Genomic DNA, 23,925 nt, shown 5'->3' with positions numbered 1-23,925 from the left:
GGTTCCTCAGACGCGGGTCTCTGACACCAATCGGGTCAGATGTGCAAGGTTCTTGATGCCGATCTTGAGATGCGCCATCGGCCGTGCCTTGACCAGTTTCTTGTTCATATAGGCCTCAAACGTCAGGCGCTGCACGTCAACGTCGTGACAAAGCGAGACGAAACGCTCGCGACGTTCGTCGGAGCGGTAATAGGCGTTTTGCATGGCACCCAGCACGCGAAAGACCTGTTTGTGTTCGCGCATGAAGAGCTTGCGCGCCAGTTGCAGATCGCGCGCGCGGCCCGTGGTAAGACAGGCAGAGGCCGCAGCGGCGGCGACCTGACCGCCGACCATGGCATAATAGATGCCTTCGCCAGAGGAGGGGGCAACGACACCAGCTGCATCGCCCGCCAGAACCACGTCGCGGCCATTGTCCCATTTGTCCATCGGTTTCAACGGAATGGGCGCGCCCTCTCTGCGGATGGTCTTGCAGTGTTCAAGGCCTGAGGCGACGCGCAGCTCGGCAGTGGCTTTTTTCAGGTCGACGCCGTCGATGCCGGTGCCCATGCCGACGCTTGCGGATTTGCCGTGCGGGAAGACCCAGCCGTAGAAATCCGGGCTGATGGTGCCATCATAGATCACGTCGCAGCGTTTGGGATCGTAGCTCTCGGTGGGGTCGGGCGCCTCGATGATTTCGTGGTAGGCGATCACATAGGGGATCTTGTCACCGCCGGGTACTTCGGCCTTGGCGACGTTTGACCGTGCTCCATCCGCGCCGATGATCAGCTTGGTGGTCAGACGTTTCTTTTCGCCGCTGGCCTTGTCGCGGTAGATGACATGGGTGCCGTCGGCGTCGCGCTCGATCTTGGTGAAAGTGCCGGTAAAGCGATCTGCGCCAGCCTCGGTTGCGCGAACACGCAAATATTCGTCAAAGTGTTCACGGTCGACCATTCCGACATAGCCGTTTTCGATCGGGATATCGACCTGACGTTGGGTAGGGGAGATCATGCGCGCAGTGTTGATACGTGCGACGACCTGTTCGTCGGGGATGTTGAAATCAGTGATTAGGCGGGGCGGCACGGCGCCGCCGCAAGGTTTGATGCGGCCATCGCGGTCCAAAAGCGCAACCTTGTGACCTGAGCGGACCAGTTCTTCGGCGGCTGTTGAGCCTGACGGCCCTCCGCCAATCACGACGACATCGTACATATCTATTCCCCCGGAACCATGGCCGCTGGTGTGGCCCTTTTGTTTTCCATGATGTGCAGCGCCAATGCGGCGGCAGCGATGAACAAGGCGGCCTCGGCCGCAAATACGATGCCGAAGGCAGCTGCGTCAGGCTGAAAGCCGCGCATCACATCGACGGCGGCGGCACCGGTCAGGCCGCCAAAACCGGCGGCGATGGCTTGCGCCGCACCCCAAAGGCCCATGCGCGTGCCTTCGCGCTGGCCCCGCCCCTCGGCGGCCAGCGCCATCATGGAGCCGATGGCAGCGACCGCGAACATGCCGTTGAAGATGCCGAGCGCGATGACGCAGGGGACAAGTGGCAGGCTAGCGGAAGCGATGGCGAAAAGGCTGAGTGCGGAGCCAAGGCAGCCCGCGATGATCCATGCGCGCAAGGAGCCGATCTTGAGGCCTGTGGCCATAATCCCAACGGTAAGCATGCCGATGAACACACCACCATTTTGCGCGCCCGAGAGGGAAGTGGATTGGCCCGGCGTGAAGCCCCAGACAAGGCCAGCGAAGGGCTCAAGGATGAGTTCCTGCATGAAGTAGGCGTTCATGGAGAGGAAGACGAAAATGGTGAAGTTGCGGGTTTTCGGTTCTGCCCAGACCTCTTGCAGGCCCTGTATGAAAGGCATGGTGTCCGGTTCCCGCGTGGCGGTGACACGACGCTCGATACCGGCGATGGCGAGGATGGTAAGGAGCGTGGCGGCAATGACGACCACGGCGACGACCGTCATAAGGCGTGCGGGGGAATAGGGGTCCAGAAAGCTGCCGGCAAGGCCCGCAGTCAGGGCGATGCCGAAAATCATCATCAGCCATGTGATCGTGGCAGCGGCCGCGCGACGCGCGGGGGCAGTTGCCGTGGCCAGCAGCGCAAGGAGCGATGTGCCCGAAGCGCCAACGCCGATGCCAATGAGGGTGTAGGCGAGGATCGAGAGGATCAGGGCGGCCCAGAAGCTCGCCGCGAATAGGGTAACGGCGAAGGCGGCGAGGAAGCCGCCAAGGGCGAGGATGATCATGCCGCCAATGATCCATCTGGTTCGGTTGCCGCCGGTGTCCGAGGTGAAGCCCCAGCGCGGGCGCGACAGTTGGATACCGTAGTGAAGTCCGACCAGCATGCCCGGCAGAATGGCGGGCAGGGCAAATTCAACAACCATCAGGCGGTTCAGGGTCGAGGTGGTCAGCACAACGATGGCACCCAGCGCCATTTGAACCAGTCCCATGCGGGCGATTTGGAACCAGCTGAGGGTCATGCGAGGCTCCTTAGCGCAAAGGCGGCGATCATCATGCCACTGACATAGAGAGTGACGCCGGTGCCATTGTACCACGGCGCACGTCCTTTGGGATCGCGCAGCAGAACGCGCATGGCGGCGATCTGGACCAGCAGCAGAACGGTGATGGCGGCAGCATGCAGGGGCTTTCCCCATATCAGCAGCAGCGAGATCACGAATGATTGCGGCAGCGCCATGCCCCAGCAGGCAACCAGGGCAGCGCGGCGAGGGCCCAAGGTGACGGGGAGGGAATTGACACCGGTCTGGGTGTCGCCTTCAAGCGCCTTGAAATCGTTGAGTGTCATGATGCCATGGGCACCAAGGGCATAGAGGGCAGCGATGATGATAACCGGCCAAGTGGGTGCGCCAGCGGAAAGGACGGCAGCGCCGGTGAACCAAGGCAATCCTTCATAGCACAGGCCAACGAGGCCGGGTCCCCACCAGCCAGATTTTTTCAAGCGCACAGGTTCAGCGGAATAGGCCCATGCCGCGATGACACCCAGGACCGTGGCCGCAAATCCCCAAGGCCCGAGCTGCCAACCCACCAAGAGCGAGAGCAGAGACATTGCCAATGCGATCCAAAGGCCCCAACGGCCCGGAATGCGGCCCGACGGGATCGGGCGGTCGGGTTCGTTGATGGCGTCCACGTGACGGTCGCACCAGTCGTTGGCGGCCTGGCTCATGCCGCAGACGATCGGACCGGCCAAAAGGATACCCAAAAGGATCATTGGCCACTGGCCGGAAAGGACCGCACCGGACGACAGCGCGCCACACAGATAGGCCCACATCGGGGGAAACCAGGTGATTGGTTTGATCAGCCGCAGCATCGCCGCAGGCTCTGGCAATCGCCTTGGGGCAATATCTGTGGAGATGCTCATATATGTAAACCTAGCCTGACAGTACGCGAGTCTACAAGTGTAATGTTGGGCGAACAGTTTGCGGGAATTTGTGTTGCACGTTCACAGGGCGGTGATTAATTTCATTCAGGGGTTTGTCCTGACCGAAATCGTACTAATTATTGGTTTCGTGAACACAGCAAATAGGAGTTCAAAAATGAAAATGTTGAAAACCGCCGCATTTGGCCTCGCCCTGGTCGCGGGACCAGCGTTTGCCGATGGTCACGCTACCGGTGATGCCGTTGCGGGTGAGAACGTCTTTTCAAAGTGCAAGGCGTGCCATTCGATTGTTGACGCTGATGGTGAGGCGATTGTCAAAGGCGGACGTAATGGTCCAAACCTTTACGGCCTTTACACCCGTCAAGCAGGCGGCGAAGAGGATTTTGGCAGGAAATATGGTAAATCCCTCGTTGAAGCAGGCGAAAACGGCCTGACATGGGATGAGGCGAGTTTTGTCTCCTATGTGGCCGATCCACGTGAATTCCTGCGCGAAATACTTGATGACAAGAAAGCCCGTTCGAAGATGTCATTTAAATTGGGTGATGAGAAGGACGCCAAGGATGTCTGGGCATACCTTGTATCCGTGGGTCCAGAAACGAAAACCAACTGATTTTTCGCTTAAGCGATTGATAGAGATTATTGAGGCGGCGTTGCATGTGCAGCGCCGCTTCTCACATGCTGGTGCGTTGCAGTGTTGCCCAGAGCCTGTCGAGTTCCTGCATCGCTGTTTCATAATCGCTGGCTGCACCATCCAGATGCATCAGTTTCAGGCTGTCCGCTGCCGCCTCAACAACATTGCCGCTGATCATGATCAGTGCGTCGGGTAGGTTGATGCGCAAGGCCAGAACGAGGCGGGTCAGGTCGGGCACGGAATGCTTGCCCGCAGCAGACAGGCCAATCAGCCTGTGGCCTGACGTAACGATCCGCTCGACAAGCCGATCGTGCTCGCTGTCCATTTCGACTTCAATATGCCAGCCCGCCTTGCGCGCAAGTTCAGCGGCGATATTGACACCAAGGGTGTGATCGTCGTCCGGGACAGAAGCAAAGAATGCGGACTTTTTGTCAAGTTTACCGGATGGCCTGATGCGGGGGCGGAAAAGGCGCATGATCGCATAGATGCGACCGATGCCGGTAGTGACGCTGGAAAACGGTACTTCGTCTGATTCCCACCATTTGCCAAGTTGCAGGGCTGCTGGTGCCAGATAATCAAGATAAAGCGCGTTTACGTCCGCGCCGTTCTGGTAGTGCTTTTCGATCAAGGTAGCCGCGGCTTTTGGCTCTGGTCCGATAAGCGCTTTGGCGAGATCCATAATGGCGTCACTATGTGCTTGAGGCTGAGCCATTTTCCGGGCGAGCCCCTCAAGCACCTCTCGGGCAAGCGACGCCACAACATCTTGCGGCAATTGCTTTTGCAATTGGTTCAGGTCGTCATACGACCGAACATACAGGTCCTCGACGAACAGACCGCTTGTGTCTTCAGGTGATGTCATCTCTTTCCCCTGATGGGGCGGCCATTCTAGATCCAGCCGCCTTGGCCCATGTGTCTCTGAATTTTGACATAGCATATTCTCATTAATTTACAACTTTGACAACTGATTTTCCTTTAGTCTTCAACGCCTTAGTGTATATTTCTTAGTACACTATGGTGTACATTGCGCTTTACAGTAAAGAATTGCCGCGTTCTCTCAGGGGTTTGTCTTTCAGGGCTGAGTGTGCCCGCTGGGCGAGAAGTCGCCGATCTGTTGGTGGCTTCAAATCTGCCACGATTATCTTCAAGCTCAAATATTTTGAGCTTGAAGTAAATTGAATGGTACCGTAGATTTGGGCAATTAGGCCATTTCAATTGGCGTAGAGCCGTCACAAAGTGTCGGGAGAGGCGCAGAAAACTGCGTCCGCGAAAAACTGGGAGAAAATAGATGATTTCAACGAAAGCAATGCAGACGCTGAGAATGCTTGGTGCGGCAAGTGCCGTGGCCCTTGCAATGGCGTCAGGTGCGGTGGCCGATGGTCACGGCGGCAAGGTCAAGATTGGCCTGATCACAACACTGACCGGCGGGGGCGCTGCCCTTGGCGTCGACATTCGTGATGGTTTCCTGCTGGGTATCAAACAGGCGGGCAACGAAGGAATCGAAGTGGTTGTCGAGGACGACCAGCGCAAGCCTGATATCGCAGTGCAACTGGCCGACAAGATGATCCAGTCCGAGAAGGTGGATATCATGACCGGCATCGTTTGGTCGAACCTCGCGCTGGCTGTGGCGCCAGCCGCAACGGCGCAGGGGAAATTCTATATCTCGCCCAACGCAGGCCCGGCGCAGCTGGCGGGGAAAGGGTGTCACGAGAATTACTTTAACGTGGCATGGCAAAACGATGGACCGCATGAGGCCGCAGGCGCTCATGCGAAAGAGCTTGGGTTCAAGAACCCCTTCATTCTTGCGCCCAACTATCCGGCTGGCAAGGATGCCCTGACTGGTTTCAAGCGGACCTATGCAGGTGATCTGGCGGGCGAGCTTTATACAAAGCTTGGCCAGACGGACTATGCGGCCGAGATCGCGCAAATTCGCGCCTCGGATGCGGACGGCATCTTTTTCTTCCTGCCGGGCGGCATGGGGATTTCGTTCCTCAAGCAATATGCCGACAGCGGAATTGACCTGCCGGTAGTCGGACCTGCGTTCAGCTTTGACCAGACCATCCTTGGTGCGGTGGGCGAAGCCGCTCTTGGTATCCACAACACCGCGCAGTGGAGCCCTGATCTGGACAACGCGGCCAGCAAAGCTTTCGTAGAAAGCTTCAAGGCTGAATATGGCCGTATCCCCTCGATCTATGCGCAACAGGCGTTCGACACGGCCAACCTGATCGTCTCGGCGGCTGCAAAGGCAGACGTGAAAGACACTGATGCCTTCCGTGAGGCCCTGCGTGCGGCAGACTTTGTTTCCACCCGTGGCGACTTCAAGTTCGGCAGCAACCAGCATCCGATCCAGGACTTCTATGTGCGTGAAGTGATCAAGGACGGCGATGTCTTTACCAACAAGATCATCGGCGTGGCGCTGGAAGACCGTCAGGACGTCTACGCGGCAGAGTGCAAGCTGTAAAAATTTGGCACTAACCCCCGGCAAGACATTTGCCGGGGGTTTTTTCATGCGGCGGGGGGCTGATGACGACACTTCTTTTGATCGAGCAGATCCTCAACGGATTGCAGTTCGGGGTCATGCTGTTCCTGATGGCGGCAGGCCTAACGCTGATCTTTGGCGTGATGGGGCTGATCAACCTAGCGCATGGCTCGCTTTATATGGTGGGTGCCTTCGCGGCGGCGGCGATGGCGGCATGGACGGGCAACTTCTTTCTGGCGCTGGTGGCAAGCCTTGTGGCGGCAGCGATCGTTGGCGCGCTTATCGAACTGACGGTGATCCGGCGATTGTATGAGCGCGATCATCTGGATCAGGTGCTGGCAACCTTTGCGCTGATCCTGATCTTTTCCGAGGCCACGCGGTGGATTTTCGGATCGTTCCCGCTGTTTCTGAATATTCCTGATGTCCTCAAGGGCACGGTCACCCTGCCGGGCGGGATCGAGTACTCGGTGTACCGACTGACGATCATCGTGATCGGATTGGCTGTCGCGGTGGGCTTGTTCCTTTTGATTTCCAAGACACGCGTCGGGATGCGCATCCGTGCCGGAGAGAATGACCGCGAGATGATCGCGGCCCTGGGCGTCGATATCTCGGTACTTTACACGATGGTGTTTGCGTTGGGCGCAGCGCTGGCCGGGTTATCCGGGGCTCTGGTGGGCGCGATTCAGTCGGTTGAGGTCGGCATGGGTGAGCCGGTGCTGATCCTTGCCTTTGTGGTGATCGTCATTGGCGGTATCGGGTCGATCAAGGGCGCGCTTGCGGGCGCAATCCTTGTAGGTCTGACCGATACCTTGGGGCGCACCTTGCTGCCCGTCGTCTTTGGGGCCTTCATGGATCCGTCATCAGCGACCACTGTTGGCTCTGCGCTGGCCTCGATGCTGATCTATATTTTGATGGCTGGGGTATTGCTCTTTAAACCCACCGGCCTTTTCGGGAGCGCCTGACATGCTGCGCGAACGCTATATCAACATCCTCATCCTTGCGGGATTGGTCCTGATCCCCGCCTATGCCTATTTCGCGGAGGAGCCGTTTACGATCACGCTGGCCACCCGCGCGGTGATCTTTGCGCTGGCCGGGGTGGGACTGAACCTTGCGCTGGGGCAGGGGGGATTGGTCAGCTTTGGCCACGCCGCCTATTTTGGGATGGGCGGCTATGCGATGGGTATCCTTGCCAGTCATGCGCAGAATTATGAGCCGATCATGGAGGTGCCTTTTCTGATCGAAGGGACCAATTCGATGCCGGTCATCTGGCTGGTGGCAATCGTGATGTCCGCGCTGCTGGCCCTCGTGATCGGGGCGCTGTCGCTGCGAACGTCTGGCGTGTACTTCATCATGGTCACGCTCGCCTTTGGGCAGATGTTTTACTATTTCACGATCTCCTGGCCTGCCTACGGGGGCGAGGACGGCCTGTCGATTTACGTGCGCAACCAGTTTCCGGGGCTGAATACGCTGGACCCGATCCAGTTCTTTGGCATCTGTTTCGTGATCCTGCTGGCGGTGCTGTTCCTTGTGGACCGAATCAACAAGTCGCCCTTCGGTCTGGCGCTGAACGGGGCGCATCAGCAAGAGGAACGCGCGCTGACCGTAGGGATCAACGTCTACCGGGTGCGGCTGGTCGCTTTTGTCATATCAGGGGCGATCACCGGTCTGGCAGGGGCTCTGTTTGCCGATCTCAACCGTTTTGTCAGCCCGACCATGTTCTCTTGGCAGATTTCGGGTGAGATCATGATCTTTATCATCCTGGGCGGTGTGGCACGGCTTTTCGGGCCTGTCGCCGGGGCGGCGCTCTACATCGTGCTGGAACATTTCCTTGGCGGGCTGTCGGAGTATTGGTTCATCTATCTGGGGGCGATCCTGCTGTTCGTGGTGCTCTTTGCGAAGGGCGGCATCATCGGTGGCCTCTCAAAGAAGGAGACGGGCCGTGCCGGATAGCATTCTGAAGGTCAGTAACATCGAAAAATCCTTTGGCGCGCTCAAGGCGAGCGATGGCATTTCGCTGGATTTGGTGCCCGGCGAAATTCACGCACTGATCGGACCGAACGGCGCTGGCAAATCGACCTTGATCAAGCAGATCGCCGGTGGGCTGAAACCTGACGCGGGATCGGTCCAGTTCCTGGGTCATGAGATTACTGGCATGAGCACCGCGCAGCGGGCGCGGCTGGGTCTGGGGCGCACGTTTCAAATCTCTGCGCTGGCCATGGGGTTCACTGTGCTGGAAAACGCGGTGCTGGGCGCGGTGGGGCAAAGTGGCTCTGTCTTTCGCTTTTTCAAACCGGCGATGAAAGATGCGGCGCTGCTGGCCCGTGCGCGGAGTGCGCTCGACCGGGTGAACCTGCGCGATTACGAGAACGTCGTGACGTCCGAGCTTTCTCACGGGCAGCGGCGGCAGCTGGAGGTGGCCGTTGCGCTGACGCTGGCGCCCAAGGCATTTCTGATGGACGAGCCCATGGCGGGCATGGGGGGCGAAGGATCGAAAACCCTGACGAATTTCCTGCAGGAACTGAAGCATGAGGCACCGATCCTGTTGGTTGAACATGACATGGACGCGGTCTTTGCCTGTGCGGACCGGATCAGTGTTCTGGTCTATGGCAAGATCATCGCGACCGGCAGCGTCGAAGAGATCCGCGCGCATCCCGAAGTGCGCGTGGCCTATTTGGGTGAGGAGGACGCGGCATGAGCTTTCTCACTCTTGAAGGGGTCACGGCAAGCTATGGCGCATCACAGGCATTGTTCGGGATCGACCTGAGCGTGGGCGAGGGCGAAGTTGTCGCGCTGATGGGGCGCAACGGGATGGGCAAATCGACCACGATCAAAGTGATTTGCCGCTTGCTCAAGCATTCAGCAGGCAAGGTAAGATTTGCGGGTCAGGATATGAGCAGCCTGCCCGCCCATAAAGCGGCGCGTCTGGGATTGGGACTCGTTCCCGAAGGGCGGCGCTGTTTCACGAACCTGAGCGTTTACGAAAACCTCTATGCCTCTGCCCGTCCGGGGGAGTGGGATTTCGATAAGGTCCACGCGCTGTTTCCGCGATTGGGCGAACGCAGTGATCAGTTGGCCGGATCGCTGTCGGGCGGGGAACAGCAGATGCTGGCGATCGGGCGCGCGTTGATGACGAACCCACGCTTGCTGATCCTTGACGAGGCGACCGAAGGGCTGGCCCCCGTCGTGCGACAGGAAATCTGGGCGTCCATCGCGACGCTGAAGAAGACCACCGGATTGTCAATTATTGTTGTGGACAAGACGATCAGTGAGCTGCGCCACGTCGCGGACAAGGTAGTCATACTGGAGCGTGGCGAGACAGTCTGGCGCGGCACCATCGACGGGCTGAGCACCGACATCAAAGATCAGTATCTGGGGGTTTGATGTGATGAGCCCATTGCCGGAACATGAAGTCAAAGGAGAAGCGAAATGCCTCATGACGTGATACAGCCCGAAGGCTGGGCCAAGGCCAAGGGCTATGCCAATGGGATCAAGACCGCAGACAACCAGTTGTTCATCGGTGGGCAGATCGGATGGACCGCGAATCAGGTTTTCGAAAGCCATGATTTCATCGGCCAGATGGAACAGGCCCTGCGCAACATCGTTGACGTTCTTGAGGCAGCGGGGGGCAAGGTCGAAGATTTGGTCCGGCTGACCTGGTATGTCGTCGACAAGAAGGAATACATGGCGCGGCAGCGCGAGGTGGGTGAGGTCTACCGCAAGGTTTTGGGCCGGCATTTCCCGGCCATGACCATGGTTGTTGTTGCCGGTCTGGTCGAGGATGACGCGTTGGTCGAGATTGAGGCGACTGCGGTGCTTTGACGCAATGCCGCGCTGCGGCGTAGGGCTATTTGAATTCCCTAAAGGTAGAGGCGGGGGCCTCTTTGAGCCGAAGGATTAAGTTCAATGCGTTTCGTGATGCCGCAAAAGGTGAAGTTCAAGCACTGCGATCCGGCGGGGATCGTTTTCTACCCGCGCTATTTCGAAATGATCAACGATTGTGTCGAAGCGTTCTTTGACGAGGCTTTGGAGTGCCCGTTCGAGGATTTGCATCAGGACGGCGGCGTGCCGACGGCAGAGATATCGGTTCAGTTTACAGCCCCCAGCGGTCATGGGGATCGGTTGGAATTGGCCTTGCGCTGCACACGGCTGGGCCGCTCCAGCCTTGGGTTGGAGACCGAAGCAACCTGTGGCGGACAGCGGCGGTTCATTGCCACGTCAACGCTGGTGTGGATCGACGGGAATGGAAAATCGACCCCCTGGCCTGATCCCATCCGCGCCAAGCTGGATGGTTGGGTCCAAAGAGCGGCGGCCTGACGGCTTTCCTACTTCTTATTGGTCATTGCGTCGGAATAGACCGGGCGCTCCATCTGGAACGTGTCACCCGTCCGCGTGTACCATCCTGACCCATGCATCCGCCCGATCAGCTCGATCGCCGGGGTGTCGATATACCCTTTCTCGGCGTCGATGACATATTTGTCTGCGACGTGGATTGCCAGAACCTGACCGATGACGATGGCCTGTTCCGGGCTGGTGCTGACCACGGTGAAGGTCTTGCATTCGAAAGACACCGGCGCACCGGCAATGCGGGGCGGTTTGACATGGGTGGCGGGCGCCGATTGCAGGCCTGCAATCTCCATCTCGCTCACCTCTGACGGGGCATTGGTGCAGGTCTGGTTCATTTCCTCGGCCAAGGCCTCCGGTACGAGGTTCACAACGAATTCGCCGGTATCCAGAATATTGCGGGCCGTGTCTTTCCATCCCTTTTCAGGATCGGCCAGAATACCGATTGCGACCGTGGGCGGTGTGTGGCCCATGGCGTTGAAAAAGCTGTAGGGGGCCGCATTGATCACGGCGTTTTTGCCCAGCGTGGTGACCCAGGCAATCGGACGGGGGGTGACCGTAGAGGCCAGCAGCTTGTAGCTGAACTGCGGCGTATCAGGGTCAAGATCGAAGCGCATTCAGTGAAATGCCATGATGGCATCGCGGGTTGCGCGCACCAGCTTTGCGTCGGGGTCGGCCAGCGTGCCGGTGATGTCAAAGTGATTGTAGCCGGGCATATCGACCTGCGTGACTTTATGTCCCTTGGCCACCCATGCGTCATGATAGGCTTGGGTCTCGCGCAGGAAACCTTCGCGTTCCTCGCCACCCACGGACAGGATCAAATGCGCGTCGGTCTGATTTGGAATATGGCGGATCGGGGACAGGGACCTGACGGTGTCCATGTCCATATTCATCCAGCCGTTCACCTGTGTGTGCAGCAAGGGTTCAAGATCGTAGATACCACTGAGCGCAAGCGCCGCACCGATCACATCGCCGAGCAATCCGTAGTCCTGTCGCCAGCCGTCGGCCAGCACCGCGCCGGTCAGATGGCCCCCGGCGGAAGAACCGCCAACGTGGATTTTTTGGGTGGCAAGTCCCATGGCCGAGCCTTCGCGATGGAGCCATGCGACAGCGGTGCGGACCTCGTGCACGATCTGCTCAAGGGTCACGGCAGGGGCAAGAGAATAGTCCATCACCGCGACAGCAACGCCGTTGGCAACCAGACCGGGAGCAGCAAAGGCGTTCCCTTCCTTGGTGCCCAACCGCCAGTATCCGCCGTGGATCCACAGGAACACAGGGCGCCCCTCGCCCGCGCCATAAAGGTCAAGCGCCGATCCGCTTTGGGGGTCGAAGACAAGGTCGGCCTGCCGGGGCGTGTCCGCCATGGCGCGATTGCTGATCTCGATCAGCTTGCCGAACTCGGCATCGAAGTCGGCGACACTTTCGCGGGCGTTAAAGTCATGGTCGATCTGCGGGTCGAGGTCGTAGGCGCTCATTTGAACTCTGAAGCGTTGACGATGGGATGGCGGATGGTGCCGATACCCTCGACATAGGCTTCCATCACGTCGCCGGGCCACAGCCATTCCTGCGGATCGCGTCCTGCGCCGACCCCTTCGGGTGTGCCGGTGGCGATGATGTCGCCCGGTTCCAGCGTGATACCCTTGGACAGATCGGCAATCAGCTCATCCACCTTGAAAAGCATCTTGGCGGTGTTTGAGTTCTGCTTTTCCTCGCCGTTCACCTTGAGCCAAAGATCGAGCGTTTGCGGATCGGGAATTTCGTCTGCCGTGACAATGCAGGGGCCAAAGGGGGCATAGCTGTCCATGCCTTTCGAGAAGATCCACTGCCCTGCGCGGCGATTGTCGCGGGCAGAAACGTCGATCATCACCGAATAGCCAAAGACGCGTTTCAATGCATTCTTGCGGGCTACGGCTGTTGTCGTGGTGCCGATGATGACAGCCAGTTCGACCTCCCAGTCAAGCTGCTGGGTCATGTTCGCATCATGGCGCACGGGCTGATTGGGGCCGACAACAGCCGTGGGTGGTTTTGAGAAAACGACCGGCTCTTTCGGCAGCGCATCGTCGGTATCGAGCGCCTTGGCGCTTTCGGTGACATGGTCGAGGTAATTCAGACCAATCCCAAAGATGTTCTTGCGCGGGCGCGGGATCGGGGCCAGCAGGGTGACGGTTTCAATCGGCAGGGCAAGCGCGTTGCCGAAATCACCGCCAGCGGAATGCACCGCGTCGCGCAACTGGCGCACGGCGAGCGGGCCAAGATCGATGAAGTCGAGCATCCGCGATGGCAGGTCAAGGCCGACGTGTTCGCCAAAACCGGCAACATCAACAACAATGCCATCGTCGATCACGCCCAGACGGGCTGGCGCTTCGACGTCGGTGCGGTAAGTGACAAGTTTCATAGGGTTCCTCTGGAGTCAGGTTGGCTGTTGGCCGTTGTTGTCGCCGTAGGCTTCCTCGCGATAAAGGCCAAGGGCACGGATAACGGGCAGATCGTTCAGGCAGAAAAGCACCGCGTCGTCGCTATCTGACGCGTTTCCGTGTTCGTGCCAGGCCCAGGAGGGGACGCAGAAGATGTCCCGCTCGGTCCAGTCGAAACGCTGGCCATTGATGATGGAATAGCCCGACCCCTTGGCACATTGATACAGGTAGCTGCCGGTGTGACGGTGCGCCTTGGTCTTTTCGCCCGGCGACAGCATCTGCATCGACGCGCCCATGGTTTTCATGACCGGTCCGTTGTTCGTTGGGTTCACGTATTCCATCAGCGTGCCGTCGAAGGGCGAGGGTTCGGAAGCGGCGGCGTAATGCTGCAGCGCCTCATAGGTGCGATCCCATTCGTATTTGAACATCGGGGAATACCCCTTGTCCCATGCGCCACCACCGGGGGTCAGACCGGGATTGCCCCAAGTCTTGGTCATGTCATCGACGGGGTAGGCGACAGGCTCCGAAAGGTCGGGGTGCACCTCAAAGAAGTTCGCCTCCATTGCATTGACAAGCGGGATGTCCAGACCGTCCTGCCAAATGCACGGGGTGCCTGTGTCCTCCACCGCGTGTTCGTGCCAAGTGCCGTTGGGCGTCAGTACGAAATCGTTGCGGTGCAGCGTCATCTTGTGGCCGTCGACAACAGTATAGGCGCCTGAGCCTTCCATGATAAACCGGATGGCAGAGGCGGAATGGCGGTGTGCCGTTGCCTTTTCACCGGGGTTCATCACCTGAAGGCCGCCGTAAATCCAACCAACGGCGGCGGATACCTCGGTCCTGCCGGGGTTGTTGAAATAGATGACGCGTCGGCCTGCTTTCTCGGGTGTGACCAGATCGACGGAACGCAACACCTTTTCGCGCAGATCCGCATAGCGCCACAGCACCGGTACGGACTGGGACTTTGGCTCCCAAGGCTCAATCTTGTTGGCCACGGTCCAAAGGGCACCGGTATGGTGGCCCTCAAGCTCATCATAATAGGCCAGCAGTTCCGGGGTGTCCTCGACATTGGCGCGGCCCGCGACGTTCTCGCGGTGGTTCTCTCGGGTGTTGCTCATGAAGTCCCCTTTGCGGTCTGGCGCGTCGTCTGTGCGTTTCAATTACAGTATTTTAAGTTTAAAGTAAATTGACGTGCAAGGTGGAACCGTGCTGTCGGGGTCTTTTGCAGGGCCAACTTTACGCCTGCTCGCCCGCCTCGGCCCGGCGCAGCAGGTCGCGGATCAGGTCTAGGTCATCGTGATCCAGAGTGGAAAAAATATCATCGACCACTGTCTCGTGACCCTTGGCCTGTTCTTCAAATTGTGTACGTCCAAGTGGGGTGAGTTCCACGTTCACCACGCGGCGGTCCTTGGCGACGGGGGTACGGGCGACCAGCCCATCCTTCTCAAGCCGGTTCACGATCGTCGAGGCGTTTCCATTCGAGACCAGCAGCATCTTGCTGAGGTCCGACATCTTCATCGGCGCGTCCTCTCGGTACAGGGCCGCCATCACATCAAAGCGCGGCAGGGTCGTGTCATGCGTGACCCTGAGAAACTCGCGCAGCTGGTTTTCGGTACTCCGGGTGACACGCAACAGCCGCAGCCATGTCCGCAGGCGGCGCCGAGGCAGGGGCGTTTGATTATCTGCAGAATTTTCTTTCGCTGACATCACGGCCTACTCCACCAACACGTTGGGTTCAAAACCACCGTTGCGCCATGTTTCCAGTGCAGCGGTAAAGTTTGGCCCACTCAGCCCGTCGATCGTGCTTGTGTAGTAGCCCGCCGCCTTTAGCCGTTCCTGTACGGCGGCAATGGTTTCCCGCGACCAATCGGAGGTGCGCTGGGTCAGCTGTTGAATGCTTTGTCCGCTATCCTCTGCTGCGCCGCGCAAGAGCATGTTTGCCGCCGCCGCCGGGTTGCGGTCCACGATGCGGCCCTCATCGAGAAGGATCGCGCTGGCCACATAGGCGCGGGGTTCACCTGCGTTGATCGCCCGCCGAAAGTACTCAAGAGCATCAGCCGGATCGCCAGCGGTGCCGTCGCGGGCAAGAACACCAAGGTTGAAGGTGGCAATCGCCGACCCCTGATCGGCAGCTTCTTTTAACAACTCCACTGCGCGTTGCTCATCCTTCTCGACACCAACCCCTTCGAACAGGGCAACGGCAAGATTGATCATCGCGTCCGGGCTGCCCAGACGGGCGGCCCTCTCATAAAGCCGCAAGGCCGCGACCGTGTTGGCCGGTACACCGCGCCCGGCTTCGGTCATCAAGCCAAGACTGACCATGGCGCGCAAATCGCCGCGTTCGGATGCCACACGGTAGAGGCGGATCGCCCCTTCCACATCACCGGCGGCAATTGTGGCGCGGGCCAGCAGGGCCGTGTAATGCGGCAGATCCGGATTGGCATCCGCTGCGGCCTGACAGGCGTTGATGGCATTGATTGCGTTCTGTTGCAGTTTGGCAAAGGGCACGCCAGGCGTGCGCGCCGTTGCATCGCGCGGATGTGTGGCAAGACGTTCGCAGAGCCGCGACGCGCCGCCCTCGGTATCTGAGGGCAGGGTCGCGATCAGGCGCCTTGCGTCGCGTGCATATTTTCCATCCGAATACTGATCCAGATAGAACTGTACTAGTGGACGCATCCGGCTGCGTTGTGCCAGCTGCCACAAACGTTCTTCCTGCTCGTTCCGTTCTGTCGGGGCATAGTCGCGCGACAGCACGTTCCCCTCGCCATTTCCTATGTCGAGGAATGCTATCACCTGATCCAGATGGGTACCTTGCGGATAGCGTTCTGCGTAAAGCGCCATAAGTTGCGGATCACCGGCGTTTGCCGCGACCTGCCAAAGCAGTGTCTCGGGCGAAACCGTGTCGGGCCGGGGATCAAACCGGAACTGCCGGGTGAGTGATGAATTCTCCCACGGGATCTGACGCCCGCCCGTCGCCGCCAGGACATCCTTGCGCACCGAAATCATCAGGTCCGACACATCAAGGCCGGGCGTGTAGATATGGCTGAGCAAGGCTTCGGTGAAGAAGCTGTTTCGTCCGGTCCCATCATAGGCGACGTTGTCGGGCTGCGTGGCAAAAGAGATCATGAAATCCGCCGCGTTCCCCACGCGGGCCAGCCCTTCTGACACTGCGTTCAGCGTGCCTTCGAACGGGTTATTCCGGCAGGCGTCCAGAAACACGAATTTGAGCCCCGGCGCTGCCTCCATCCGGTCAAGAATGCTTTGGAGTTTGACGGTCTGGTCCGTGACATCCTCCGGTTTCTGGATCCGGGCATCCGTAGGCACAAGGTAGTTCTGCCCACCGACCTGGAAGCCGTGACCGGCGTAGAAAAACAATGAGACATCCGCCGTTTCAATCGCGGTGGCGAATTTCTCGGCCAGCTCGAACATTTCCGCGTCGGTAACATCGAGCCCCAGAAAAACTTCAAAGCCCAATCCTTCGAGAGCGACAGATAGATCCGCGGCATCATTCCCGGGGTTATCCAGCGGCGTCACATTCTCATAGTCAGAGTTACCGATGATCAGCGCTAAGCGCCGTTCTTCCGTTTGTTGTGCAAAAGCCGCCAAGGGAGCGAACAACGCAAGCGTCAGAGCGACAAACGATCTGATTAATTGCGCGTGCATTTGTCCCTCCGATTACAGTTCGACTGCACGGGCAAGCTCGCTATCTACGGTGTCGAAGGCCTGAATGATCCGGGCACCGGTGTTGCGCTGAACTGCCGCGACTTCGGGATCATCCGCGCGGATCAGGGTGATCGCCTTGCGGATTTCGTCTTGCGCCTGATTGATCGCCCCGCGCGCTTCTGTCAGGGCATCCCGGCGAATGGCGCGACGCTCGGATGCCGATGTGGCGCCCGCGAGGCGGCGCTGCGCGCGTGCGGCAGCCGCGTTTACTCCGTCCCTGGCGGTGCGGATTGTCGCGGCGACATTCTCGAGCCCGGGTGGCAGATCATTAACAATTTCGTCTAGAGCGTTCGCATAGGTATCGAGTGATTCGCTCAGACAAGCCATGTAGTTGGTGAAGTCTTGATCCGCCGATCCGCAGGAACGCACGGCCAGCTCAAGATCGCTGGACAAGCTATCCACGAGGGCAAGGGTTGTTCGGGCGTCGCCAAGACTTTGCTGTGGTCCGTCGAAGCCCTGCACATTGCCTTGAACGGGGTCGGCTCGGTTTTGACTTGTGAACAAAGAGAGTGTCAGCCTGTCGGTTGGATTTGGAAGAGTGCTACTCCATGGGGGCATTGGGTTGACCGTGGGCGGCACCACAATGTTGTCCACGGTAAAGACGCCATTGACCCGGGTGACGTCATAGTTGTCGACGCCAGTTCCGGTCAGCTCGCCAATCAAGATGTCAAAGGGGCTGTCGTCAACTGAGGCTTCTGCTGCGGCCCCATCGCTGGTCAGAACTGCGCTATCCACTGTATCGCCGTTCAGAAGTCCGGTTACGGTGAACTCCGTGCCCGCGAAGGTGAAGGTTTGGCCTTCCTGCTTGAGCTGGTCGTTCGCTGTGACGGTCAGAGGTGCCTGGATCACGGTCAGTGATCCGTCAGCGAAGATCAACGTGTACTTTTCGAGCCCCGTGCCCACAGGGTCACTTGGGATGATAGCAAAGGGCCCATCGGCGACCTGTGCCGTCACTGGAGTGCCGTCGCTGTTCAGCGTGACGCTGTCCACACTGTCACCTTCGGCAAGGCCTGCTACGGTGAACTCCGTGCCGTCGAATGTAAGCTCGGTGCCGTAAAGTTTGCTTTGATCGTTTGCGGTGATTGTTAGGTTGCCTGGCCCAATGATCATGATGCCGTTGACCAGCGTGATCTCGTAATTATCGAGGCCCTCGCCCTCGGGGTCAGTGATCACGATGACGAAACCTTCGCCGCCAAGGGGGACACCCGGAGCTGCACCATCGCTGGTCAGGTTAGCACTATCGACACTGTCCTCGTTCAACAGGCCGGTAACGGTGAACTCAGTACCGGTAAAGACGAACTCTGTGCCGAAGGGCTTGGACTGATCGTCGGCCGTGATCGTCAGCGGAGCAGGGGTCAATGTTAATTCACCCGGGAAGATTCTGATGTTGTAGTTTTCAAGGCCAGTGCCCACCGGATCATCGCCGTCGATCAAATAGGGGCTATCGGTGACTGGTGCCTCGGCTGGTTGTCCGTCGCTCTTGATCGTGAGCGAGCTGAGCGTATCCTCACCGAGCAAGCCCGTAACGGTGAACTCTGTGCCGTCAAAGACAATCTCCTCACCGTAGGTTTTTTGAGCGTCGTCGATTTCGACGTCGACTGCGCGCGGGACAACGCGCAGACTGCCTGGTACAATCGAAATGCTGTAGTTTGACAGTCCCGATCCAGTCAGGCCGCTGAGCCCGAGGAAATAAGCATTGTCGGATACGGGTACGTCGGCCGCCGCGCCTTCGCTGATCACGATACCCCCGGTAATGCTGTCGCCTGGGAATAGGGTGTTTGCGGTATAGTTCACTCCACTGAGGTCCAGCTGCGTGCCGTAGGCCTTGCTGGTGTCCTCGACGATCACCTCAAGTGGCGCGGGCGTGATGATGATTGGAAACTCGAAAGAGCGCACGTCATAGACTTGCCCCTGATCGCTGACATACGTTGTAGGGAACCGGTAGGTTTGCTCCCCTACGTTAAAGCTTGAGAGGATGACCTGATCTCCCAGTACACTGAGATCTCCATCATCGAACAGTGGCCCGAAGAAGTAGGACGATGGTCCACCATAGAAGACGGGATCAATGGCAGAGAAATCGAGGGTGGTTCCTGCATACTGACGACTGGGCGTGCCCTCTTGAAAATCGAACGCGGAGATCACCGGATCGACCGAATAGAGCCGTGCCTGGTCGACGCCGTCCTGGGGAAACGACCAGAAATCCATGAAATCCCAAGAACCCCCAGAGCTGGCGAGCGAAATGAAGGCCTCGCTATCGGTTAGGCTTACAAAAGTGCCCGGAATAGTGCCCTCGTCCGGGAACGCTCCTTCAAAATAAGTAAAGAGACCGGGGCTCGCGCCTGTTTCCTCGCCCAACGTTCCACTCAAAAGTTGACCGGTACCGGAGACGCTGTAGAACGACGATATCACGCTTGTATCAGACTCATTGTCTACGCCTACAACCGCTCCCCCGTTGGCAGAACTGTAGGAGCCAGTCAGCGTCACTGGGCCATTGGCGATTACGCGCGCGATTTCGCCCGAGTTGATACCAGCGATACCACCCAGCCTCACGTCCACGCCCGCTGTGGGATTGGCGGTTACACTGCCGGTGAAGTAGGAATCAGTGATGCTGTCTTGGTTATCCCCCGCAATTCCGCCGATCGAGCCGCTCAATGCTTGGGTATAGCTGACGTTGCCGTTGCTTCTGACGATGCCGATGTTTCCGGCGTTTACAGCAACGATGCCGCCGATGTATTGGCCCTCGCTTGGACCTGGAAAGCTCGAGGAGGGATCGAGTATGTCGGAGACGGTCGCATCAGAGAAGCTGGCCTCGATCGTTCCAAAATTTTCCGCTACGATTCCGCCACCGTAGCTGCCTCCGCCGCTTTGGGTGTGCACGGTTAGGGAGCCGCTGGTGGACACGCCGAAAACCAGGCCGTCATTGCGCGCGGCGAGAATCCCTGCTGTACTTCCGGCGACGTCGGCATCAGCGATGTTCAGTTGTGAGATAAATGCACTTGAGCCCAACGTGCTGAACAGTCCGGCCGGATCTGGTTCGCTATCCGCAGTGTAGCGGCGGATGAAGAGTTCTGAAATCGTGTAACGGTTGCCATTCAGATTCCCGTTGAAGAACAGCGGGACAAAACCGGCGTCCTGTGTTTCGTTGACTGGCGAGTCCAGGCTTACCCAGTCGGCAGTGCCGGAGGCGTCGATGTGATTGCCAAGTTGAAAGTACTGTCCACCGTCCAGCGTGCCGAGGCCTTGCAAGCCGTATATATCTCTTATGATATAGGGGATCCCTTGAGGGCCGCCATCACCGCCGAATGCGCGCAGGTAGCTGGTGCCGCTGTCGAGAACGAAGTTTCTGGCTTCAAAAGTGGGAAAAGAGGGCAGCGTCAAATCATCCTGCGACCAGTTACCCCTTTCTAGGTGGAAGGTGCCAACCTGGATGCTGCCGGATGGCCCCGTGGAGATCTCGCCGGAGATCGAGTCATTTCCAGCGTTGATCGTGAGGCCTCCGTCAGGCGCTGTAATTTGTTCGTTCACGATGATGTCGTTTCCTAAGAAGCCATCTGTATTTAGCGTGAGAACAGAGGAGCCGGCCCAGCTAATAGGCGCATTGACTGTAATGTTTCCCTCACCGAGGGAATCAATGAACGAATTAGGGAGGTCCCCAGTCCCATCGGTGGCTACTTCGACATCTCCCAGTTCCAGTTGAGCCATCAGGTCTGTGTTCAGGATTTGATTATCCCCGGCGTCGCTCCCCACAATTTCCACGTTGGACGGATCGAGTAACAGTTCTCCCGGAGCACCATTTGGAGCGCGCAGATCAGTCAGGCCGCGATAGGACAAAAGCTCTTTGCCGGAGACTTCGACGAAGCCACCATTTCCGTCACTTGCCCCGCCGCGGGCGGAAATATTCCCAGCAAATGTCGTTTCGACATCCGACCACAGAATGATCCGCCCGCCATCGCCCGCCGTGATGCCATCTGCGTTGATCGTCGTGGCCGCATCCAGGTTCAGAGTTTCGGCGGTCGGCAGGCCAGCTCCGCCCTGGAACTCGCCACCTACGCGGATATCGCCGCCCCCGTTCTCGCCGCTAGCGTCCAGCGTTGCTCCGGCCAAGGTGATGTCACGGCCCGTAATCGTGATCTCGCCGCCGCGCTCGGGGCGCAGGGCAGGGCGAATGGACTCCGTCACCTGGATCGTGGGTATTGTGCTGGCGCGCATGCGCCCGCTAACCGTGACCTTGCCACCCGATCCGCCGCCCAGCGTGATCCGCCCGTTGCGTCCGCTGACCGTCGTTGCTTCGACCACGCCGCTCATGTTGATGGCGTGGCGTGCGGCATTGCGGGCGGTGGCGGCGGAAATTTGGACGGTGCCACCGTTGGCCTGGATCGTGCCTGAGTTTTCGATCAGGGCCTCAAGCCCATCGTCGTCCGTATCGCTCGGCACGGCGACCTGCAGGAATCCGTCGCCGGAAAGGTCCAGCGTCACCCGCTCGCCCGCGCCAAGGCCCACGAAGCCCAAGGGCGCTTGGATGGTGCCCGAGTTCTTGACCTTTCCGCCTATCAGCGCCGCGTAGCCGCCTGTGACGACCTGCACGTTGCCCGCATTCTCGACCGTAGCCGAGGCGCCATTGCCTTCGAACACCGTCTTTCCAGTCACGAAATCCTCGGTGCGCATGTTCAGCGTCGAGGCGACAAAGCTGCCCGTATTCACGTTGCCCGTCGGGCCGATGAAGATACCGTTGGGGTTGACGACGAACACGCGGCCATTGGCATTGAGCTGTCCATGAATCTGGCTGGTGGTGTCGCCGGTCACACGGTTCAGGATCGTGGCATCAGCATTGGGCTGGCGGATGTCGACCCGCGCGCCCTGGCCGATGGCAAACCCGTCCCAGTTCACGACCGCGCGGTCGCTGCCCTGGGTGATCGTCATCGTATTCGCTGAAGGTGTGCCGATCTGGGCGGACCCATGCACCACAGTGCCGCCGGTCGGTAACGTGTCGGCCAGCGGCCAGACCGGGGTCAGCGCTGTGGTCAGTGCCAGCGCAAGGCGAGAATAGCGGCGGTGCCCCTTTCCGTCAGAAACGGAATGAGCTTGAAATGCTGAAGCGGTTGTTGTCCGGCTGGTCGTCATCACGGGTCCCCCTGGCATATTCGATCCGCACGGTTGCGGACCGGAAATTCGATTTGCTCAAAGTATTGAATTCAACACCGATCCCGTAGGAGGTCGCAGAAAGGTCTGCAGTCTCCTGCGCCGTTGGCTGTTCGAGGGAAACATCCCCGTAGGCAGCAAAAATATAAGGACTGATCAGCAAGGGCGTCTTGCCGAAATTGGCTTGGCGCGGCGCCGAGACCTCGGCGCGGGCGACGAAACCGCTGTCACCCTTGATGGTGCCCGCATCAAAAGCCGAGAGCTCCTGACCTCCAGCTATGCCGAATTGCTCACCGGTGAGGAGAGGATCGCCGAAAGACGTTTGTGCGCGACCCGAAAGAGAGAAGTTGAAATTCTCGTTAATCTTTTGCCGCAGGCGGCCCGAGACGATCAGCTTGGTGAACTCTGCATCCGCGCCCTGCCGCGACAGCGGGGTGCCTGCGCCCACCTCGGTAGCCGTGCGTGCGCCAAGCGCGTCGATCCCGCGCGAGAGCACCGCACCCGCCTCGAAAGCGGAACCACCCTCGGTGAGCCAGAAGCCATCGACCGCGGCACGGATCACGGTGGCGTTGTCCTTGTAAATCGGCGCGCGCCCGCCGCTGGGCGCGACGAGGAATTGCTCATCCGTCTGTTTGTCCAGAGTCAGCTGGCCCGAGATGTTGCGGTTACGAGAGCGGACAAAAGGATAGAAAAGACGTGCCGACCCGCGCTTGAACCGGCTGGTGCTGGGCGCGATCAGCGTGTCGGGCGCTGTGCGGCTGTCCGTCAGCTCCAAGTTCAGCGTCAACCCGTCCAGTCCTAGAGGAAACACGGTGCCAACCGAAAGCGTGCGGACCCGCGGATCGCTGCTGAAAACTGAGCCCAAGTTGTTCTCATTGTCCCCGCTTGGCGCGCCTGAGAAGCGACCGTAGAACGTCTCGCCCATGTTCAAGGGCGAGTTCACCTCGATCCCGGCGCTCAGGGTGAGAGGCCCAAGTTCGTCCGAATTGGCGTTATCGAATGCGAAAAAGCCAGTCACGGGACGGAACTCTGGCTGGAGAATCAGCGAGGCACCCCCCGGCGTCGCGCCGGCCGCTAGCGCGGATCCTAGCGCCACGCCATAGGTATCGCCTGCCAACAGCAATTGGCGCTCCAGCTCGGGCAGGCGCAGACTGCGTTGACCGACAAGCGGATCGGTGATTTTGGCGATCCGGCCACGCACCGGCTCGGGTACTTTCGACGTGTCCACAGTCTCAACGAAACCGTCGATCACTTCGATGCGAAGGCGTCCACCGTCGCGCAACTCCTGTGCAGGAAGCACGATACGCGCTAGCACGAACCCAGCCTGCGCGTATGCGTTTTCAAGATCTGCTGTGGCGTTGAAAATCTCCGCGACAGAGATCGTCTTGCCCGAAAGCCGCGCGCGAACCGTTGCGTTTGCCGCGGCCATTTCCGGCAGACCGCCATTGATGGTGACGCCGGACAGGTTGATCAGCAGTTTTTCCGACCCTTCTGGGGCCTTCGTTCCGCGTTCCCCAGAAAAGACGACCGCGCCAGTCAATCGCTGCGCATCAGGGGCAAAGGTAGAAGCCGTAATTTCACTGGCTGACTGCGCGGCTGCAGGCAAAGGCACATTGGCAAGACAGCAAACAAGCACTGTAGCAAGGGTGCCGGTCAATCTGCGCTGCCCGGATAAGGTCGACAAACCGCATGAAATTCGGTCGAAATATTTGGCCTCGGGCACAACAGAACTCCTGCTGAAATAGGATTAATCAAATGTTTTAGGCAAACTGCCCTAAAGTCAATGTATCCTTTCCGCAAATGGCCGGGAACGCAATACGTTCGGACATCATCG

General features: G+C 59.0%; 20 protein-coding genes. 8 read left to right on the top strand and 12 right to left on the bottom strand.

Going from position 1 to position 23,925, the window contains the following annotated elements; translation table 11 throughout:
- Positions 1 to 6: 6 nt before the first annotated feature.
- From GV827_RS17190 to chlG, 3 genes are read right to left on the bottom strand one after another with little or no spacing between them, the layout of a single operon-like run.
- Positions 7 to 1,185, bottom strand: coding sequence for a geranylgeranyl diphosphate reductase (locus GV827_RS17190; protein WP_164355047.1), 1,179 nt, complete (start codon positions 1,183 to 1,185; stop codon positions 7 to 9).
- A 2-nt stretch (positions 1,186 to 1,187) separates the two neighbouring features.
- Positions 1,188 to 2,456: a BCD family MFS transporter gene (locus tag GV827_RS17185; RefSeq protein WP_164355046.1), complete on the bottom strand. Its 1,269-nt coding sequence runs from the start codon at positions 2,454 to 2,456 to the stop codon at positions 1,188 to 1,190.
- Positions 2,453 to 3,352, bottom strand: coding sequence for a chlorophyll synthase ChlG (gene chlG, locus GV827_RS17180; RefSeq protein ID WP_164355045.1), 900 nt, complete (start codon positions 3,350 to 3,352; stop codon positions 2,453 to 2,455). The genes GV827_RS17185 and chlG overlap by 4 nt, the downstream gene beginning before the upstream one ends.
- A 175-nt stretch (positions 3,353 to 3,527) precedes the next feature.
- On the opposite strand from chlG, the gene GV827_RS17175 reads away from it, so the two are divergent.
- The gene (locus tag GV827_RS17175; RefSeq protein WP_164355101.1) at positions 3,528 to 3,980 is read left to right on the top strand and encodes a c-type cytochrome; all 453 of its coding nucleotides are present in this window, start codon (positions 3,528 to 3,530) and stop codon (positions 3,978 to 3,980) included.
- A gap of 61 nt (positions 3,981 to 4,041) precedes the next feature.
- Here GV827_RS17175 and GV827_RS17170 read toward each other — a convergent pair whose 3' ends face one another.
- Entirely contained in the window at positions 4,042 to 4,860 is an 819-nt protein-coding gene (locus GV827_RS17170) for a cobalamin B12-binding domain-containing protein (RefSeq protein WP_164355044.1), read from the bottom strand.
- Positions 4,861 to 5,304: 444 nt separating this feature from the next.
- Here GV827_RS17170 and GV827_RS17165 point away from each other — a divergent pair, with 444 nt between their 5' ends.
- The 7 genes from GV827_RS17165 (at position 5,305) to GV827_RS17135 (ending at position 10,791) form a co-directional block, all read left to right on the top strand.
- Entirely contained in the window at positions 5,305 to 6,459 is a 1,155-nt protein-coding gene (locus GV827_RS17165) for an ABC transporter substrate-binding protein (protein WP_164355100.1), read from the top strand.
- A 62-nt stretch (positions 6,460 to 6,521) separates the two neighbouring features.
- Positions 6,522 to 7,439: a branched-chain amino acid ABC transporter permease gene (locus GV827_RS17160; RefSeq protein ID WP_164355043.1), complete on the top strand. Its 918-nt coding sequence runs from the start codon at positions 6,522 to 6,524 to the stop codon at positions 7,437 to 7,439.
- 1 nt (position 7,440) lies between these two features.
- Positions 7,441 to 8,427, top strand: a complete 987-nt coding sequence (locus GV827_RS17155) for a branched-chain amino acid ABC transporter permease (protein ID WP_164355042.1) — start codon at positions 7,441 to 7,443, stop codon at positions 8,425 to 8,427.
- Entirely contained in the window at positions 8,417 to 9,172 is a 756-nt protein-coding gene (locus GV827_RS17150) for an ABC transporter ATP-binding protein (RefSeq protein ID WP_164355041.1), read from the top strand. The genes GV827_RS17155 and GV827_RS17150 overlap by 11 nt, the downstream gene beginning before the upstream one ends.
- Positions 9,169 to 9,858 (top strand): ABC transporter ATP-binding protein, encoded by a 690-nt coding sequence (locus tag GV827_RS17145; RefSeq protein ID WP_164355040.1) that lies wholly within the window; start codon positions 9,169 to 9,171, stop codon positions 9,856 to 9,858. Before GV827_RS17150 ends, GV827_RS17145 begins: the two co-directional genes overlap by 4 nt.
- Positions 9,859 to 9,903: 45 nt before the next feature.
- On the top strand, positions 9,904 to 10,296 hold the full coding sequence (locus GV827_RS17140; RefSeq protein WP_164355039.1) for a RidA family protein: 393 nt from the start codon (positions 9,904 to 9,906) through the stop codon (positions 10,294 to 10,296).
- Positions 10,297 to 10,380: 84 nt separating this feature from the next.
- Entirely contained in the window at positions 10,381 to 10,791 is a 411-nt protein-coding gene (locus GV827_RS17135) for an acyl-CoA thioesterase (protein WP_164355038.1), read from the top strand.
- Between the two features lie 8 nt (positions 10,792 to 10,799).
- Here the strand turns inward: GV827_RS17135 and GV827_RS17130 are convergent, their stop codons facing one another.
- The 8 genes from GV827_RS17130 to GV827_RS17095 all read right to left on the bottom strand — a co-directional run bounded on the left by GV827_RS17130 (position 10,800) and on the right by GV827_RS17095 (position 23,814).
- Positions 10,800 to 11,435, bottom strand: a complete 636-nt coding sequence (locus tag GV827_RS17130; RefSeq protein ID WP_164355037.1) for a flavin reductase family protein — start codon at positions 11,433 to 11,435, stop codon at positions 10,800 to 10,802.
- The gene (locus GV827_RS17125) at positions 11,436 to 12,293 is read right to left on the bottom strand and encodes an alpha/beta hydrolase (RefSeq protein WP_164355036.1); all 858 of its coding nucleotides are present in this window, start codon (positions 12,291 to 12,293) and stop codon (positions 11,436 to 11,438) included.
- Positions 12,290 to 13,213, bottom strand: a complete 924-nt coding sequence (locus GV827_RS17120; RefSeq protein WP_164355035.1) for a fumarylacetoacetate hydrolase family protein — start codon at positions 13,211 to 13,213, stop codon at positions 12,290 to 12,292. The genes GV827_RS17125 and GV827_RS17120 overlap by 4 nt, the downstream gene beginning before the upstream one ends.
- 15 nt (positions 13,214 to 13,228) lie before the next feature.
- Complete coding sequence (locus GV827_RS17115; protein WP_164355034.1) at positions 13,229 to 14,347, bottom strand: cupin domain-containing protein; 1,119 nt, start codon at positions 14,345 to 14,347, stop codon at positions 13,229 to 13,231.
- Between the two features lie 118 nt (positions 14,348 to 14,465).
- Positions 14,466 to 14,936, bottom strand: coding sequence for a MarR family winged helix-turn-helix transcriptional regulator (locus GV827_RS17110; RefSeq protein ID WP_164355033.1), 471 nt, complete (start codon positions 14,934 to 14,936; stop codon positions 14,466 to 14,468).
- Positions 14,937 to 14,942: 6 nt separating this feature from the next.
- Complete coding sequence (locus GV827_RS17105; RefSeq protein WP_164355032.1) at positions 14,943 to 16,892, bottom strand: caspase family protein; 1,950 nt, start codon at positions 16,890 to 16,892, stop codon at positions 14,943 to 14,945.
- A 12-nt stretch (positions 16,893 to 16,904) separates the two neighbouring features.
- A complete protein-coding gene (locus GV827_RS17100) occupies positions 16,905 to 22,073 on the bottom strand; it encodes a two-partner secretion domain-containing protein (RefSeq protein ID WP_164355031.1) in 5,169 nt (1,722 codons plus the stop codon).
- Entirely contained in the window at positions 22,018 to 23,814 is a 1,797-nt protein-coding gene (locus GV827_RS17095) for a ShlB/FhaC/HecB family hemolysin secretion/activation protein (RefSeq protein ID WP_328823173.1), read from the bottom strand. The genes GV827_RS17100 and GV827_RS17095 overlap by 56 nt, the downstream gene beginning before the upstream one ends.
- Positions 23,815 to 23,925: the final 111 nt, after the last annotated feature.

The organism is Sulfitobacter sediminilitoris (genome assembly GCF_010667575.1).
Lineage (GTDB): Bacteria > Pseudomonadota > Alphaproteobacteria > Rhodobacterales > Rhodobacteraceae > Sulfitobacter > Sulfitobacter sediminilitoris.
This window is presented reverse-complemented; position numbering and strand designations above follow the sequence as displayed.

Bases quoted from the DNA above. Each gene is read 5' to 3' on its own strand.
- GV827_RS17155 (WP_164355042.1), top strand. From the start codon at position 7,441: ATGCTGCGCGAACGCTATATCAACATCCTCATCCTTGCGGGATTGGTC.
- GV827_RS17145 (WP_164355040.1), top strand. From the start codon at position 9,169: ATGAGCTTTCTCACTCTTGAAGGGGTCACGGCAAGCTATGGCGCATCA.
- GV827_RS17175 (WP_164355101.1), top strand. From the start codon at position 3,528: ATGAAAATGTTGAAAACCGCCGCATTTGGCCTCGCCCTGGTCGCGGGA.
- GV827_RS17170 (WP_164355044.1), bottom strand. From the start codon at position 4,860: ATGACATCACCTGAAGACACAAGCGGTCTGTTCGTCGAGGACCTGTAT.
- GV827_RS17100 (WP_164355031.1), bottom strand. From the start codon at position 22,073: ATGACGACCAGCCGGACAACAACCGCTTCAGCATTTCAAGCTCATTCC.
- GV827_RS17190 (WP_164355047.1), bottom strand. From the start codon at position 1,185: ATGTACGATGTCGTCGTGATTGGCGGAGGGCCGTCAGGCTCAACAGCC.
- GV827_RS17105 (WP_164355032.1), bottom strand. From the start codon at position 16,892: ATGCACGCGCAATTAATCAGATCGTTTGTCGCTCTGACGCTTGCGTTG.
- GV827_RS17160 (WP_164355043.1), top strand. From the start codon at position 6,522: ATGACGACACTTCTTTTGATCGAGCAGATCCTCAACGGATTGCAGTTC.
- GV827_RS17135 (WP_164355038.1), top strand. From the start codon at position 10,381: ATGCGTTTCGTGATGCCGCAAAAGGTGAAGTTCAAGCACTGCGATCCG.
- GV827_RS17125 (WP_164355036.1), bottom strand. From the start codon at position 12,293: ATGAGCGCCTACGACCTCGACCCGCAGATCGACCATGACTTTAACGCC.
- GV827_RS17110 (WP_164355033.1), bottom strand. From the start codon at position 14,936: ATGTCAGCGAAAGAAAATTCTGCAGATAATCAAACGCCCCTGCCTCGG.
- GV827_RS17165 (WP_164355100.1), top strand. From the start codon at position 5,305: ATGCAGACGCTGAGAATGCTTGGTGCGGCAAGTGCCGTGGCCCTTGCA.
- GV827_RS17185 (WP_164355046.1), bottom strand. From the start codon at position 2,456: ATGACCCTCAGCTGGTTCCAAATCGCCCGCATGGGACTGGTTCAAATG.
- GV827_RS17130 (WP_164355037.1), bottom strand. From the start codon at position 11,435: ATGCGCTTCGATCTTGACCCTGATACGCCGCAGTTCAGCTACAAGCTG.
- GV827_RS17120 (WP_164355035.1), bottom strand. From the start codon at position 13,213: ATGAAACTTGTCACTTACCGCACCGACGTCGAAGCGCCAGCCCGTCTG.
- chlG (WP_164355045.1), bottom strand. From the start codon at position 3,352: ATGAGCATCTCCACAGATATTGCCCCAAGGCGATTGCCAGAGCCTGCG.
- GV827_RS17140 (WP_164355039.1), top strand. From the start codon at position 9,904: ATGCCTCATGACGTGATACAGCCCGAAGGCTGGGCCAAGGCCAAGGGC.
- GV827_RS17115 (WP_164355034.1), bottom strand. From the start codon at position 14,347: ATGAGCAACACCCGAGAGAACCACCGCGAGAACGTCGCGGGCCGCGCC.